The organism is Pseudomonas sp. NFR02 (assembly GCF_900119375.1).
GTDB lineage: Bacteria > Pseudomonadota > Gammaproteobacteria > Pseudomonadales > Pseudomonadaceae > Aquipseudomonas > Aquipseudomonas paracarnis.
The window spans coordinates 921,942-937,303 of the sequence record NZ_FPJJ01000002.1 but is presented as its reverse complement, the minus strand read 5'-3'; the positions used below and the strand labels follow the sequence as shown (position 1 = coordinate 937,303).

The following is a 15,362-nucleotide window of genomic DNA, read 5'->3' as shown; positions in this document are numbered from 1 at the left end:
ATCACTCGACGGTATACTTATTCTCAACCATGAATGCTGGAGCATTCCAGTTTGGACCTTTCCTTATTCCTCCATCAACATGTTCAACCACCCCCTCGAGCTCCATATTTTCAATAAGCTTCAAAAGCTCTAGGTTATTTGAAATATTGGCCCACCCGTTCCTGCTGTAGAGTCGATCCAGCATTGGATACGAAATTGGTTTGTTTCTTACAATAAAAAGAACTACATCCCTTGGTGCTTCAGCGACTACCACATCGTTAATGTTACTCATTTTACTCTCCATATACTTGTTTAGTTTCTGCAGCGATGGCTTCCGGGGTATAGAATAAATCGTCAGCATCCCTCAGTTTATAGTCCTCTAAGGTTGCAGTATGAGCATTATTCCAAACATTCCCTTCTACTCCATCAGATACCCCGAGCGCCCTGTAACGTTCTAACTCTCGCACTTCATGGGTGTAAAATCGTTTATCAACATCCGTAATAGGGATCTGACCATTTAGGATCTTTTCTAGCCGGTCAATCATGATCTTATTAGCATCAGAAGGTACGAATCGTGACGTATGCAATTTAACCAGATCAATACCTTCTTGAGTCACCGTTGCCGTTGCCCAATCAAGATCTTGGGTTGGACCTCCGGCTTTATCAGGATTGTACATCCGTCCGCTGTGTCCACCTTTAGTGGTAGCGCCTTCGTACGGACTACTAAATACCGCATAAATCGGCGGCAAACCCGAATCCGCAGGGTAAACATAAATCGCGTCTCGGATGCTCAATTGGCTGGCAATCGGAAACGGCTCAGCTTTGACCTCAATTGGGGTCAGAGTGATGCCGGTGTATACCGGAGTTTCCACGGGCTGTGCCGGAGTTGCCGTTGAGCTATCTCCTGGTACTGCGATCGGGAATGCCAGGGTGATCGGCGGTGTATCGGTTGTAGTAAACGTATAGGCGTTCGCCACAGGATCAAGCACCAATGCCCTTACCGGAACAGTGGGGGCTAGTCCACCAGTGACCTGGGTAGCCACTACCGAATACTTCGATTGATCACCATAAAGCCGATATGGCACATCAACCGTCCCACCAGCCGCCGCTACCTCGAGAAGATTATCAGGCAGGCTAGGCGCCAGTTCCTTAGCGGGCAGGTCCAGCATTGTCGCGGGCAGCTCCCCGTTACCAAGGGACTCTGAATACGTCAAAGCTCCAATACCGACTGCCGTTGCCGCGCTCACAACTGTACCCAGCGCTACCTTAGCCGCTTGAATCGCCGCCTCCAACGTAACGCCTGAACCTGCCGTGACGGCAATAGAGCCTGCTGCCGTACTCAGTTGCGTAGCACCGGCTGCGGGAAGCCTGAACGTGTGAGCTGCTTTAAGTGCTGCGGCTTCAGCGGCTACCCTAGCAGCCTCAGCTGCTGCCGCTTCATCCGCGATCCGCTTAGCTTCCGCCTCGGCGGCTATCCTGGCAGCTTCAGCAGCAGCTGCTTCGTCTGCAACACGTTTGGCTTCAGCCTCAGCCGCTAATCTAGCAGCCTCGGCGGCTGCGGCTTCATCGGCAATGCGCTTAGCTTCAGCCTCCGCTGCAAGGCGTGCTTGCTCAACAGCGGCAATCTCGTCAGAGGTAAGCTGTTTACCAATTGATATTGCAGCATCGCCTTTTACTGATATATCAAAGGGCGTAGCGTTCATATTTTGCGCGACGTATTGAAGCTGAGCTGCGGTCTGTTCGCCCACCGCAGTTTTGAGGTTATCTGGGATAGCGTTGTAGGTAATGTTCCCAGCAGTAATTTTTCCGTCAAACTGATAGTTACCTACAGCGTCTTTACTGATATTACCTTCCACTTTAAAAGATGCGTTTTCAATCCAAGTAAGCAGCTGCCAATCACTTACTGACCCGATAGCAGGAATATTCTCTACCAGAATTGGAGTTACAACACCGACAGGGGCTGCTGCCAAAGCTGCATCCAAGAGGGGGCTAGAAAAATTTGAGGTATTTAAACCAAAATTTGCGATGACCGTTTCTGTGGCTGTGCCTTTTCCGTACACAAAATGCCCGAAAGCAGCAACAGGTGTCAGTTGATTGCCTGTCAAGCCGGGGGATAGAGTGACGCCGCCTGTGACAAAGTGTGTACTCGCGTAAACCAATGAGCCATTAACGTCAAATCCTGGATTTGTATATATATAGTTGTCCGCAAAAGGAACCACTTGTAAATCGTACGTAAAGCCTGGAGCAATACCACCAGTTTGGCTCCATGTGAGCTGCTCGCCAGCAAGTTTAATTAGCATTTCACGCCAAAGCCCTTGAGCATAATATGGATTTCGAGCTTGTTGTTGCATTAAGAAAATAACCCCGGGGGCTGGAGCCGGATTAGGCGAGCCGTTTGTCGGTACATCTGGATACCCCGGTTGGGTAGCATTAACCTCAATCGTCGGAAGTACTATATCAACCATAATTTCATGTCCTTATCTAACGCACACAATTGATAGTTTTTTCATATCAAGGGCGTTACCCTTGCTGTATGGCCTCATACGTCAATATTGCTCGACTGAATTCACGCAGTTGGACAATGGAAGAACGTGAGGTGCACAAGGACTGTATGCCCATCCAGCTAAGCGGGCAATTAAAATATGCACTTATGCATAAAAGCCTGATGAACGGTATTGATTCCTATTGGCCATTACCATCGAATGGCTGTACCGATTGATTGATTCATAGAGCAACCTCCTTCGAGTCATTTGTAACAAAAGGGGACAGATTTATTTATCCGCCACGATATCGGTTTTTGAGTTGGCAAAGGAAAAGCAAACGACTCACTCCCAGACACACCTCGCGACGGCCTGCTGCTTCAACCCGACGCTTCACGGTGTAAGATGCCCCACAACCGTCCACCATCGAGGCCACCATGACTGGGATATCCCTAAACCTGCCGGAAGACCTGTCCAACTCTCTCGCCGACCTGGCCAAAACCAACGGCCAGACAGCAAGCTACCTGGCAATGGACGTTCTTCGCGACTACATCGAGCACGAGAAAACGCTGACCGCCCAAATCGAGCTGGCAGTAAAGGAAGCCGACGAAGGCAAATTCGCCACCGATGACCAAGTGGCAGCCATGCGCGCTAGGCGCTGGAGCCGGAATGCGGGTTGAGTGGCTTGAAAAAGCACTCAAAAATCTGGAAGACGAAGCGAGCTACATCGCTCTCGAAAATCCAAAAGCCGCTGACGACTTCTCGAATGCCATTTTCGCCAGCGTCGACAGGCTGGCTCAGTTTCCTTCCTTGGGCCGCGAAGGTCGGGTGAAACATACCCGCGAATGGGCAGTTCCCAACTAGTCCTATCTGATCCCGTATAGAGTGCGGGGTGATCGACTGCAGATCCTTGGCGTATTCCACACACGGCAACGCCCTCGTTCGAAGTGGTAATGCGCGCAAAACTTGCCTCTCCGGCACCCAAGAGCCGTTCCTGATAAACTGCGCCCCATTCGCCTCGCTGACTCAGACCCCCCATGTCCCTACAAACCGCCCCACTCTCCCGCCGCTTCTCCGTCGCCCCCATGATGGACTGGACTGACCGCCACTGCCGGTTCTTCCTACGCCTGCTCTCCAAACACGCCCTGCTCTACACCGAGATGGTCACCACCGGCGCTATCCTCCATGGCGACCACGACCGCTTCCTGCGCCACAACGAAGCCGAGCACCCGCTTGCGCTGCAATTAGGCGGCAGTGTTCCGGCTGATCTGGCCGCCTGCGCCCGTATGGCCGAGGCCGCCGGTTACGACGAGGTGAACCTGAACGTCGGTTGCCCCAGCGACCGGGTGCAGAACAATATGATCGGCGCGATCCTGATGGCGCACCCTGCCCTGGTGGCGGACTGTGTGAAGGCCATGCGCGATGCGGTGTCGATCCCGGTGACGGTGAAGCACCGTATCGGTATCAATGGCCGGGACAGTTATGCCGAGCTGTGTGATTTCGTCGGGACTGTGAAGGATGCCGGTTGCACCAGTTTTACCGTGCATGCACGGATTGCGATTCTGGAGGGGTTGTCGCCCAAGGAGAACCGGGACATTCCGCCGTTGCGTTATGACGTGGCGGCGCAGTTGAAGCGGGATTTTCCGGAGTTGGAGATTAATCTCAACGGTGGGATCAAGACGTTGGAGCAGTGCCAGGAACATTTGCAGACGTTTGATGGGGTGATGTTGGGGCGGGAGGCTTATCACAATCCGTATTTGCTGGCGGAGGTGGATCAGCAGCTGTTTGGCAGCACCGCGCCTGTGATCACCCGCGCTGAGGCGTTGGCGCAGTTGCGTCCGTATATAGCCGAGCACTTGGCGACAGGTGGCTTGATGCATCACATTACGCGCCATGTTCTGGGGCTGGGGACCGGTTTCCCGGGAGCGCGTAAGTTTCGGCAGTTGTTGTCGGTGGATATTCATAAGGCGAGTGATCCGTTGGCGTTGCTGGATCAGGCGGGGGAATTGTTGGAGGGGCGGTGACGGGTTGGGTGTCAGTGGTGGTATTTGGGGCTGACAGGCTGCTTTCGCGAGCAAGCCCACTCCCACAGTTTTGAGCGATGTGTGTCAGGTGAATATCATTGGCTGGGCTGGCGTCATCGCAGGCAAGCCAGCTCCCACAGTTTGACCGATGAGGGCTAGGTGAATCTCAGTGGCTGGGCTGGCGTCATGCAGGCTCAAGTTGGCTCCCACAGTTTGATCGGAGGGCATCGAGCAGTTGGGGGGAACCTGTCGGCGATTCTGGCCTCCTAGTTAGCACCACGGCCGGTAATTCAAACGGCTGTTTTCAGGTTATTGCCCTCGCAAACGACCTAACGCATTTGCGCCCTTGAGCGCCTGCCAGCGCTCGGGTAATGTCATCAGACCCACAGGACAGAGCACGCCCATGACTTCCAAGCTGGAACAACTCAAGCAATTCACCACCGTCGTAGCCGATACCGGCGATTTCTCCACGCTCGCCAAGCTCAAGCCGCAAGACGCGACCACCAACCCTTCCCTGCTGCTCAAGGCTGCGTCGATTCCTGGCTATGCCAAGCTGCTGGATGAGTGTGTGCAGGACTGCAACGGCGATGTGGGCCTGGCCAGTGACCGCTTTGCGGTGGCGGTGGGTCAAGAGATTCTCAAAGTCGTGCCGGGCCGTATTTCCACTGAGGTGGATGCGCGTCTGTCGTTCGACGAGGCCGCGATTCTCAAGCGTGCGCACCGTCTGATCGACCTGTACGACAAGGCTGGGGTTGGCCGTGACCGCGTGCTGATCAAGATCGCCTCCACCTGGGAAGGCATCCGCGCCGCGGAGAAGCTGGAAAAAGAAGGCATCCAGACCAACCTGACGCTGCTGTTCTCGTTTGCCCAGGCCGTGGCTTGTGCTGAAGCGGGTGTGTTTTTGATTTCGCCGTTCGTGGGCCGTATCTACGATTGGTACAAGAAGGCCAACGGCAACGACTACACCGGCTCCGAAGACCCGGGCGTGCAGTCGGTGACGCGCATCTACAACTACTACAAGGCTAACGGCTACAAGACCGTGGTGATGGGTGCGAGCTTCCGTAACCTCAGCCAGATCGAAGAGCTGGCCGGGTGTGATCGCCTGACCATCAGCCCGGACCTGCTGGAGAAGCTGGCGGCGGATGAAGGCAAGCTGGAGCGCAAGTTGGCGCCAGGCCATGCCGGTGAGGCCCGTGTGCATATGACTGAAGCGCAGTTCCGTTGGGAGTCCAACGAGGACGCGATGGCGACTGAGAAGCTGGCGGAGGGGATTCGCCAGTTTGCTCGTGACCAGGAGAAGCTGGAGGCGTTGTTGTCGGCCAAGCTGTAAAGGCAGATAGCAGCAAAAAGGGCGGTACCTGTGAGGGTGCCGCCCTTTTTTGTGCGTCGGTGTCGCCGCCGCCCTATGTGGGAGCTGGCTTGCCTGCGATAGCGGGGGGCCAGTCAACACTTCATCGACTGACACTGCGCAATCGCAGGCAAGCCAGCTCCCACATTGGACTGTGTGTGTTTGAGCAGGGAAGCTGTTAGTGCCGCTCGAGTGCGTTGACGAGGTCGTGGAAGGCTTCGCGGTTGGACTCGTTGAGGCCCATCAGGATCTTGTGCGCTTCCAGCACCTTGACCCGTACGATCTCTTCGGACTGGTCCTGGGACGGCAGGTCGGTGAGGCATTCCGGGCACGGGATGGGGCGATCAACGATGTTGAACACCTGGTCAAAGCCCATGGACTGCAACAGACGAGTGATGTCTTCATGGGTGGTGACCACGGTCGGCAACAGGCCGACCTTCTGCCGCGACAGAATGGACAACTTGGCCAACAGGCCCAGGGTGGTGCTATCGATGCTGCGCGTTTCGGTCAGGTCGATCACGATCGCCGAGAAGTTCAGCGCGGTGAAGATCCGCTCGATCGTCGCATCCAGGGCCGAACACAAGGTCAGGCGCACTTCACCGACAAATTTCAGGACGAAGGTCCCGTCTTGCTCGGCGAATTGGATTCTTCCGGTACTCATCAAAGATTCCTGCTCAACACCAATAGGGCGATATCATCCGGCATCTCCCCTAGCGTGGCCAATCCAAAAACCTGCCGCAGGCCATCCAGGCTGCCGCCCGCCGACTTGACCTTTTGGGGCAAGGCGGCTTCTTTCTCTTTGAGTGTAGGCTCTGGCAAAAGGTCCAGGATGCCGTCGGACATCAGCGTCAGGCTGAAAGTCGGCGGCAGTTCCAGGATGTGGTCTTCGTAGGTGGCTTCGTTAAACAAGCCTACGGGCAGGCCACGCCCTTCCAGGTAGCGCACACTGTCAGGAGTGTACAAAACAGGCATCGGCAGGTGACCGCCAATGCTGTAGGTCAAAAGACCGGTTTCTTCGTCGATCACGCCGCCGACCATCGTCACGTGCTTGCCCAGCTTGCAGCTGATCAGGCCCCGGTTGATGTGGCCCAGCACCTCGGAGGGGGTGAACTCCGGCAAGGTGCCATTGCGCTTGGACTCGAACAACAGCCGTGTGGTCATGAACTTCAACAACACGGTGACAAAAGCCGAAGACGCGCCGTGGCCGGAAACGTCGGCCAGGTAGAACGCAACGCGGCGCTCATCGACGCGGAAATAGTCGACAAAATCACCCGACAGGTACAACGACGGGATGATCTGGTGGGCAAACTTGAATTCGTCAATCGTCCAGGGGCTCACCGGCAGCATGTTCATCTGCACCTGGCGACCGGCGTTCTGGTCTTCCTGCAGCAGGTTCAGGCTGGCTTCGAGCTCGCGGTTGGCGGTCTCGAGCTTTTCGCGGTAGCGCTGGTTTTCCAAAAGCAGGCGTGCACGGTCCAGGGCGCGGCGCACCGAGTGCTCCAGCACGGCCAGGTCTTCCAGGGGCTTGATCAGGTAATCGGCAGCGCCCAGGCGCAGGGCTTCGACGGCGTCGTTCATGACACCGGCACCGGACACGACAATCACCGGCGTTTGCGGGGCAAGGTCGGTCACCTGGCGAATCAGCTCCAGGCCGCCCATCTGGGGCATGCGCAGGTCGCAGATCACAAGGTCGGGCTTGTCGCGCTCGAATACCTGGAGACCCTGTTGGCCATTACTGGCCTGCAGGACGCTGAAGCCACTGTCTTCCAAGTAGGCCGCGAGGCTCGCGCGCACTACTTCGTCGTCATCGATTATCAGCAGCGTGGCACTGGTTTTTTGCATGTGGGCAAACGGCGCCAGAATTAGGTTGGCGTAGGCGGCTCGGCAATGGCCGGGCTCACGTACTGGATTCGCTTTCTAGCCTCTCTGTCCTACAAAGCATTGGGATTTGGCCCATGCACAACGGTAAAGCAGAGGTGCCCTTCTAAGGCGCAGACGGTACTCCCATCCGTGAGGGGTTTCAAGCTCATGCCGATGGTCGCCGGGCGTCTTTACACCGCAAATCACCGGGAGTTATAAGAACCCTCACAACCACAACGCAAAGTAAGGATGGATGCTGTGAGCGAACACGAGCGCGACTACGCCGAAAAACGCGATTTCATCCGCATGCGAATAGATGCCGATGTGTCTTTGATCCATGCCGGGCAGGAGATTGCCGGTACCTGCGTGGACCTCTCCAGTTCCGGCATGCAGGTGCAGGCACCTCGCCAGTTCACGGTGGGTGACCTGCTGACCGTGCGCATCGACTCAGAGCACGCCGCGCTCAGGGGTCTTGAAGCGGATACCGAGGTGGTGTGGACCAAGGCGGTAGGCGATGACCAGCATCTGGGCCTCAAGATTCTGAAAATGCGCTAACGCAACATCCCGCCCCTGCGCAAAGGTGACGCGGAGCGTCACGGGATGCGTTCCCACGCGGAGCGTGGGGAATGATCAGCGCGCACAAAAAAGGCGACCTTACAAAGGTCGCCTTTTTCATTTCAAAACGTCACGGCTTAAAAGTCGTCAACGACCTTGCCGTCCTTGACCTTGAACTCGCGGTTCTGCAGGTAAGCGTTACGAATGAAGGTGTACTTGTCGCCGCTGATCAGCTTTTCGCTGTCGAGCAGGCTGGCGCGCACGTCGACGACGTTGAGGCCGAAGGTGCTGTTACGCCAGCCGATGTCGTTCATGTAGCGGTACGGTTGGGTGTAGCTGTCGACGTATTTGGACGGCGCATCACGCAAGGTGCTTGGGCCCAGCAACGGGATCATCACGTACGGGCCGCTGCCCACGCCCCAGTAGCCGAGGGTTTGGCCGAAGTCTTCATCGCTGCGCTGCAGCCCCATTTTGGTGCCGACGTCAATAAAGCCCAGAACGCCAAATGTGGTGTTGACCAACAAGCGGGCGGTGTCGACGCCTGCATTGTGCGGCTTGAGTTGCAGCACGTTGTTGGCCAGGTTGCCGACATCACCGATGTTGCGGAAGAAGTTGTGAACGCCGTCCTGCACAAATTGTGGGGTGACGAACTGATAGCCCTGGGCGATTGGCTTGAGGGCATAGGTGTCAACGGTGTCGTTGAAGGTGAAGATGGGGCGGTTGACGCTTTCCCACGGGTCATCTTCCGAGGCCGCTTGGGCAGCGAAAGGCGCCAACAGGATGGTGGCACACACCGATAGCTGAGCGAAGTACTGGCTCCAGCGCATAGCTTTTGCTCCTTGAATGGTCTGTCATGGGCGCTATGCCCTGAATAAGGCTGTCAGTATATGACGGAAGTGCCGATTTAGGCAGCTACCTAGAATCGTCTTAGGGAAAATGCACAAAATTCCTACAAATATCGACAGTGTCATCCCCTTGTCATGCCGCCCCGATAGCGTGGCAGCTATTTCAGGGACGTTCAGATGCCACACGCCGAGATTGCCGTCGCCGCCGCCCCCTCATTGACCGCCGTGTTATTTGGCCTGAGTGGCTGCCTGGTGGATTTTGGTTCCCTGGCGCGCACCGACTCACCTTGCGCCGACGCCGAGGCCACGCCAGGCGCGTTGAAAATCCTGCGCAGTCTCAAAGAACAAGGCGTGCCCTGCGCCTGGCTGGACGAACTGCCTCCCGCCGTGACCACGCCACTCTGCGCCGGCCTGCCTGGATGGCTCAAGGCGGCCTCGCCCTCCTCCATTCGCTGGCCCGCGCCCCACGCTTGCTGGCAAGCCCTGATGGAGTTGAACATCGAACGCCTGGAAGGCTGCGTACTGGTCAGCGGCGAGCCGCGCCTGCTGCAATCGGGCCTGAATGCCGGTTTGTGGACCATCGGCCTGGCCTCCTGCGGTTCGCTCTGCGGCCTGTCGCCCCAGCAATGGCAGGCGCTGACCGAGCAGCAACGCGAACACAAGCGCGGCAAGGCCACGGTGGCGCTCTATGGCCTGGGTGTGCATTCGGTGATCGACCACCTCGGCGAACTCGGCACCTGCCTGGCCGACATCCGCCTGCGCCAGCTCAAGGGCGAGAAGCCCTGATCGAGATCATGCACAGTTGGCCGCAGTGGATTAATCTACAGGTCAGCCCGTAGACCTTTCACGGCGTGCCGCGGTCTATGCCAGTGCCTATCGATAAAAGGAAAGAACGTCATGCCTGATCGCGAGAAGTTACAACAGCAGGCCGATATTGTGCGTGAGCAACTGGAGAATCATCCCGAGTTGCCCGCCGAGAAACGTCAAGCATTGGAAGAGTTGATCGCCAAATTCGAAGTCCAGTTGGAAATGGAACCGGCCACCCAGACGCCCAGCATCGCTGACGATGTGAACCGGGCAGTGGAAGGTTTTGAACTGGACCATCCAGGCATTGCCGGGACGTTGCGCAATATCGTGCTAACCCTTGGCAATATCGGCATCTAACCCGAGCCCAAGCCAAACACAAAACCAAATGTGGGAGCTGGCTTGCCTGCGATAGCGGTGTCAGTCACTTGATGAATGACTGAAAGATCGCAATCGCAGGCAAGCCAGCTCCCACAGTTTTTTGTATGAAGGCTTACTGACGCGCCAGGCGCACGTTCAGGAACTGGGTGTTCTCAGTGCTGCGATACGGGTTGATATCCAACCCACCCCGACGCACATAGCGTGCATACACGGTCAACTTCTCCGGCTTGAGCAAGCGCTGCAAGTCCAGGAAGATCCGCTCCACACACTGCTCATGAAAGTCCGAGTGCTGGCGAAAGCTGACGATATATTCCAGCAGGCTGGCGTGATTCAGCGCCGCACCACGGTATTCCACCACCACACTGCCCCAGTCAGGCTGGCTGGTCACCGGGCAGTTGGATTTGAGCAGGTGGCTGTGCACGCTCTCCTCCACCACGCGCGAATCATCGCAACGCAGCAGTTCCGGGCGCGGGTGTTCGTAGCTGCTGACGTTGATATCCAGGCCGTCAATGCACACGCCCGGCAACGCCATCACGCCTTCTGCCTCGATGTCGGCCAGGCTGCGAATGCGCACGTTCACGGGCTTGCCGGCCGCAGCGCTGAGGTCGGTGCGCAGGGTGGCTTCAAGGCTTTGCGTATCGGCAAACGCGGTCTGGTTCAGCGAGTTGAGGTACAGCTTGAACGACTTGGACTCGATGATGTTTGGCGAGTCGGCCGGAATGCTGAATTCACCGATGGCTACCACTGGCTTGCCCGAGGGCAACAGCCAGGACAGCTCGAAGCAGTTCCAGAAATCCACGCCCTTGTACGGCAGGGTCTCGGCGCTCAGGCCCAGCTCGGCCCACTTGGCGGCGCGTGGAATCGGAAACAACAACGAAGGCGTGTAAGTGCTGATGTATTCACTGGACTTGCCCAGCGGCGAATGTTCGGCTGCGGGATGCATGGCGGAAACCTGGCTAAATAAACCGCGCCAGTCTACCAGCCTTTGCTCCCGCCCTTAACAAACGCCTCACTCAACGGTCAGTTTGCCGACCATGCCCGCCTGGTAATGCCCAGGCAGGTTGCAGGCGAACTCAAGGCCTGTGGCCTGCTTGAACGTCCAGGTCAGTTCGGCCGTCTTGCCCGGCTCCACCAACACACTGTTGGGATCGTCGTGCTTCATGCCGCCCATGTCGCCGTGGCCCATGGCGCTGTGATCCATCTTGCCCATGCCGGTGGCGGTGAGCATGCCACTGGCTTGCATCTGCAACATCTCTTTCTGGTGGGCGGCATGCATGGCCGCGTCACCCAGGTTGAACTCATGCAGCAACTGGCCTTTGTTGACCAGCACGAAGCGCACGGTTTCACCGGCCTTGACGTCCAGGGATTTGGGCTCAAATGCAATGTCCCGCAGCGTGACTTCAACGGTGCGCGTGGCTTTATCCGCCGGGGCCGGCTGGCCGAACGCGTAGGTGTGAGTCGCATCCGCCAGTGCATTGAAACTCAACGCCAACAGGCAGCCCGCCAATAACTGGGGTGTACGCAACGCCATCTTTCACTCTCCAAAATAGGTATCCAGCTTGGGCAACACTTTAAGATGGCCTCGCTGCCAGCCAGCTGACTGCTAGATTACAACTTTGTCAGCTTGCGCCCATACCCCGGAGCCCAGGGTATAAAGGCCGGCGTCCACCTTGACCAAGAGCCCTACATGAAACTGCTGATCGTCGAAGACCAACCCAAAACCGGTCATTACCTGCGTCAGGGCCTGGCCGAAGCGGGCTTTACCACCGAACTGGTGGCCGACGGCACCAGTGGCCAGCACTTGGCGCTAACGGGCGACTATGACTTGTTGATCCTCGATGTGATGCTGCCCGGCCGCGATGGCTGGCAAATCCTGCAGGCGGTGCGCAGTGCCGGCCTGGACATCCCGGTGCTGTTCCTCACCGCTCGCGATGCCGTAGAAGACCGAGTACATGGCCTGGAGCTGGGCGCCGACGATTACCTGGTCAAACCCTTCGCGTTTTCCGAACTGCTGGCGCGGGTGCGCACCTTGTTGCGCCGTGGCAGCAGCATGCCGCAGGAGACCACGCTGCAACTGGCCGACCTGAGCCTGGACTTGATCCGCCGGCGCGTCGAGCGCAGCGGCCAGCGCATCGACCTCACCGCCAAGGAGTTCGCCTTGCTGGAGCTGCTGCTACGCCGCCAGGGCGAAGTGCTGCCCAAGACGCTGATCGCCTCCCAGGTGTGGGACATGAATTTCGACAGCGACACCAACATCATCGAAGTCGCCATTCGCCGCCTGCGCCTGAAAGTCGACGACAATTTCCCCAATAAGCTGATCCACACCGTGCGCGGCATGGGTTACGTGCTGGAGGAACGGTTCACGTGATCAAGCGCCTGTCCCTGACCAGCCGCCTGGCGCTGCTGTTTGCCGCCTGCACGGCGGTGGTCTCGTTGATCGCCGGGGTGTTGTTCAACCGGGCCAGCGAGGCGCATTTCATGGAGCTGGACCAGCAACAGCTCGAAAGCAAACTGGTGGCCCTGCGCAGCACCTTGCAGGGTGTCGCCTCACCGGAAGACCTCGCCCGGCGAACCCCTCAACTGCGCGCCGAACTCGACCACCAGCCCGACCTCGCCTTGCGCATCACCGGAGCTGGGCAACGTTGGCTGGACGGCGCGCCACACCTTCCCTTGCCCCAAGCGCCCGGCCTGCACAGCCTGCAATACGCAGGCACCGACTACCGCGTATTCATCGCGCCCTTGACGCCCAGCCAACTGGATTCGCCACAACTGACCCTGATCCTCGACATCACCCACCACCAGCACTTTCTGCAACGCATGCAACGCTTGATCTGGCTGACCGTCGGCCTCTCGGCCCTGGCCACTGCCCTGCTCGGCGCCTGGGCTGCGCGCAGTGGCTTGCGACCGCTGCGGCGCATGGGCGAAGTGGCTGCCAGCGTCTCCGCCCACTCCCTCACGCAACGCTTACCCCAAGAACAAATGCCGGTGGAGCTCGCGGAACTGGCCCAAGCCGTCAACGCCATGCTGGCGCGCCTGGATGACGCGTTCCAGCGCCTGTCTGCCTTCAGCGCAGATATCGCCCACGAACTGCGCACACCGCTGTCCAACCTGCTGACCCAGACCCAAGTCACCCTCACCCAACCGCGCCCACTGGAGGATTACCGCGAGGCGCTGCACAGCAATCTGGAAGAGCTGCAATGGATGGCGCAACTGGTCAACGACATGCTGTACCTGGCCAAAGCTGACCACGGCTTGCTGATGCCCAGCCGAGAAGCTCTGGATTTGGGCGATGAGGTCGACGCACTGTTGGAGTTCTTTACCCTGCTGGCGGAGGACGCACAGGTGACGCTGGTGCGCGAAGGCACCGCCCAGACGATGGGCGATCGCGGTATGTTGCGCCGGGCCTTGTCGAATCTGCTGGATAACGCGCTGCGGTTTGCCCCACCGGGCGGTGAAGTGCGGGTGCGGATCGAGAGTGGCGTGACACTGACGGTTGAGAACAACGGGGAAGGTATTCCTGCGCCGTTATTGCCGCGGCTGTTTGACCGGTTCTACCGAGCCGATCCGTCGAGGCGTGCAGGTAGCAGTGAACATGCGGGCCTGGGGTTGGCGATTACCCAGTCGATTGTGCGGGCGCATGGCGGGAGGATTTATTGTGAGTCGCAGGCGGGCTGGACCAGGTTTGTGATTGAGTTGCCCAAGGGCGACTGCTGATCGTTCCCACGCTCTGCGTGGGAATGCATTCCGGGACGCTGTGCGTCCCAACAGCGGACGCGGAGCGTCCGGTGAGGCATTCCCACGCAGAGCGTGGGAACGAGCAGGTTACGAATACCTGAGGGCGTGCGCCGGCTCAATCTTCGCCGCCCGATACGCCGGGTAAATCGTCGCCAAGAAGCTCAACACAAACCCCGCCGAGCAGATCAGCAACACATCCCCACCTTGCAGCTCCGAAGGCAGGTTGCTGACAAAGTACACATCCGAGCTGAAGATATGCTGCCCGCTCACCCGCTCCAGCCAGCCCACCAGCTCACTCACGTTCAGCGCCGCAATCACCCCCAGCACGCCGCCGATCAAGGTGCCGACCACGCCAATCACGGTGCCCTGCACCATGAAGATCGCCATGATCTGCCGAGGTGTGGCGCCGATGGTACGCAGGATCGCGATATCCGCGCCTTTGTCGTTCACCACCATGATCAAGGTGGCGATGATGTTGAACGCGGCCACGGCGACGATCATCAGCAACAGCAGGCCGATCATGGTCTTTTCCATTTTCATCGCGCTGAACAGGCTGCCCTGGGTGTGGGTCCAGTCATCCGGCTTGTAAGCCGCGCCCAGGCTGGCGGCGATATCTGCCGAGACTTTGGGCGCTGCGTACAAGTCCTTTACCGCCAGGCGCACGCTTTGTACCTGGTTGGGCTGCCAATGCTGGATTTCAGCGGCGTCGGCCATGTGGATCAGGGCCATGGAGCCATCCAGCTCGGCGCCGACCTTGAAGATGCCCACCACATTCAGGCGCTGCATGCGCGGGGTGATACCGCCCGGGGCGCTGCTGAGCTCCGGCACGATCAGGGTCAGCTTGTCGCCCACGTTCAGGCGAAAACGCCGCGCAGTGATATCACCGACCACCACACCGAACTCGCCGGGTTTGAGGTCGTCGAGTTTGCCGCGCACGATGTGCTGGGCCACGATCGACACCTTGCCTTCCTGGGCCGGGTCGACGCCACTGATCTCGATCGGCTGCATCGCGCCCTTATAGGAAAACATGCCATCCATCTGGGTGAAGGGCACAGCGGCGGTGACTTGCGGATTCTTCATCGCGGCGGCGGCCACCGGCTGCCAATCATCAATCGGCTTTACGCCGACGATGGTGGCGTGGGGCACCATGCCGAGGATGCGCGAGCTCATTTCACGCTGAAAGCCGTTCATCACCGAAAGCACCACGATCATCGCCAATACGCCCAGGGCGAGGCCGATCATCGAGGTCATCGAGATAAACGAGACAAAACGGTTGCGGCGCTTGGCGCGGGTATAGCGCGTGCCGATAAAAATCGATAACGGTCTGAACATTCGCGGGCACCGTTGGAAA

Annotated in this window: 16 protein-coding genes and 1 pseudogene; 9 read left to right on the top strand and 8 right to left on the bottom strand. The window is 58.2% G+C overall.

The window, feature by feature from the left end:
* Position 1: 1 nt before the first annotated feature.
* Together BT199_RS10100 and BT199_RS27300 are read right to left on the bottom strand one after the other, a co-directional pair.
* On the bottom strand, positions 2–271 hold the full coding sequence (locus tag BT199_RS10100) for a hypothetical protein (protein ID WP_072434390.1): 270 nt from the start codon (positions 269–271) through the stop codon (positions 2–4).
* Between the two features lies 1 nt (position 272).
* Complete coding sequence (locus BT199_RS27300) at positions 273–2,444, bottom strand: lipid II-degrading bacteriocin (RefSeq protein ID WP_218189591.1); 2,172 nt, start codon at positions 2,442–2,444, stop codon at positions 273–275.
* A gap of 452 nt (positions 2,445–2,896) precedes the next feature.
* Between BT199_RS27300 and BT199_RS10090 the strand changes: the two genes are divergently transcribed.
* The 4 genes and pseudogenes from BT199_RS10090 to tal all read left to right on the top strand — a co-directional run bounded on the left by BT199_RS10090 (position 2,897) and on the right by tal (position 5,813).
* Positions 2,897–3,139 (top strand): CopG family ribbon-helix-helix protein, encoded by a 243-nt coding sequence (locus BT199_RS10090; protein ID WP_032902648.1) that lies wholly within the window; start codon positions 2,897–2,899, stop codon positions 3,137–3,139.
* Positions 3,129–3,413: pseudogene (locus BT199_RS10085) on the top strand (type II toxin-antitoxin system RelE/ParE family toxin). Before BT199_RS10090 ends, BT199_RS10085 begins: the two are co-directional and overlap by 11 nt.
* Before the next feature lie 83 nt (positions 3,414–3,496).
* Positions 3,497–4,483: a tRNA dihydrouridine(20/20a) synthase DusA gene (gene dusA / locus BT199_RS10080; RefSeq protein WP_072434389.1), complete on the top strand. Its 987-nt coding sequence runs from the start codon at positions 3,497–3,499 to the stop codon at positions 4,481–4,483.
* Between the two features lie 403 nt (positions 4,484–4,886).
* A complete protein-coding gene (tal, locus tag BT199_RS10075; RefSeq protein WP_014717528.1) occupies positions 4,887–5,813 on the top strand; it encodes a transaldolase in 927 nt (308 codons plus the stop codon).
* 196 nt (positions 5,814–6,009) lie between these two features.
* Here the strand turns inward: tal and rssC are convergent, their stop codons facing one another.
* Positions 6,010–6,492, bottom strand: coding sequence for an anti-sigma factor antagonist RssC (gene rssC / locus BT199_RS10070; protein ID WP_010212025.1), 483 nt, complete (start codon positions 6,490–6,492; stop codon positions 6,010–6,012).
* On the bottom strand, positions 6,492–7,673 hold the full coding sequence (gene rssB / locus BT199_RS10065; protein ID WP_014717527.1) for a two-component system response regulator RssB: 1,182 nt from the start codon (positions 7,671–7,673) through the stop codon (positions 6,492–6,494). Before rssB ends, rssC begins: the two co-directional genes overlap by 1 nt.
* 276 nt (positions 7,674–7,949) lie before the next feature.
* Between rssB and BT199_RS10055 the strand changes: the two genes are divergently transcribed.
* Positions 7,950–8,246 (top strand): PilZ domain-containing protein, encoded by a 297-nt coding sequence (locus BT199_RS10055; RefSeq protein WP_003189689.1) that lies wholly within the window; start codon positions 7,950–7,952, stop codon positions 8,244–8,246.
* Between the two features lie 137 nt (positions 8,247–8,383).
* Here BT199_RS10055 and BT199_RS10050 read toward each other — a convergent pair whose 3' ends face one another.
* The gene (locus BT199_RS10050; RefSeq protein ID WP_003189688.1) at positions 8,384–9,073 is read right to left on the bottom strand and encodes an MlaA family lipoprotein; all 690 of its coding nucleotides are present in this window, start codon (positions 9,071–9,073) and stop codon (positions 8,384–8,386) included.
* Between the two features lie 195 nt (positions 9,074–9,268).
* Between BT199_RS10050 and BT199_RS10045 the strand changes: the two genes are divergently transcribed.
* Both BT199_RS10045 and BT199_RS10040 read left to right on the top strand, forming a co-directional pair.
* Positions 9,269–9,877: an HAD superfamily inactivated hydrolase PcrP gene (locus BT199_RS10045; protein WP_003189687.1), complete on the top strand. Its 609-nt coding sequence runs from the start codon at positions 9,269–9,271 to the stop codon at positions 9,875–9,877.
* 111 nt (positions 9,878–9,988) lie between these two features.
* Entirely contained in the window at positions 9,989–10,255 is a 267-nt protein-coding gene (locus BT199_RS10040) for a DUF4404 family protein (RefSeq protein ID WP_014717525.1), read from the top strand.
* Positions 10,256–10,388: 133 nt separating this feature from the next.
* Here the strand turns inward: BT199_RS10040 and queF are convergent, their stop codons facing one another.
* Together queF and BT199_RS10030 are read right to left on the bottom strand one after the other, a co-directional pair.
* On the bottom strand, positions 10,389–11,219 hold the full coding sequence (gene queF / locus BT199_RS10035; RefSeq protein ID WP_014717524.1) for an NADPH-dependent 7-cyano-7-deazaguanine reductase QueF: 831 nt from the start codon (positions 11,217–11,219) through the stop codon (positions 10,389–10,391).
* Positions 11,220–11,285: 66 nt separating this feature from the next.
* Entirely contained in the window at positions 11,286–11,807 is a 522-nt protein-coding gene (locus BT199_RS10030; RefSeq protein ID WP_003189683.1) for a copper-resistant cuproprotein CopI, read from the bottom strand.
* Between the two features lie 156 nt (positions 11,808–11,963).
* Between BT199_RS10030 and BT199_RS10025 the strand changes: the two genes are divergently transcribed.
* Both BT199_RS10025 and BT199_RS10020 read left to right on the top strand, forming a co-directional pair.
* On the top strand, positions 11,964–12,644 hold the full coding sequence (locus BT199_RS10025) for a heavy metal response regulator transcription factor (protein ID WP_019818238.1): 681 nt from the start codon (positions 11,964–11,966) through the stop codon (positions 12,642–12,644).
* Positions 12,641–13,990, top strand: coding sequence for a heavy metal sensor histidine kinase (locus tag BT199_RS10020; RefSeq protein ID WP_072434387.1), 1,350 nt, complete (start codon positions 12,641–12,643; stop codon positions 13,988–13,990). The genes BT199_RS10025 and BT199_RS10020 overlap by 4 nt, the downstream gene beginning before the upstream one ends.
* A gap of 108 nt (positions 13,991–14,098) precedes the next feature.
* Here BT199_RS10020 and BT199_RS10010 read toward each other — a convergent pair whose 3' ends face one another.
* Positions 14,099–15,343, bottom strand: coding sequence for a lipoprotein-releasing ABC transporter permease subunit (locus BT199_RS10010; protein ID WP_014717521.1), 1,245 nt, complete (start codon positions 15,341–15,343; stop codon positions 14,099–14,101).
* Positions 15,344–15,362 lie beyond the last annotated feature (19 nt).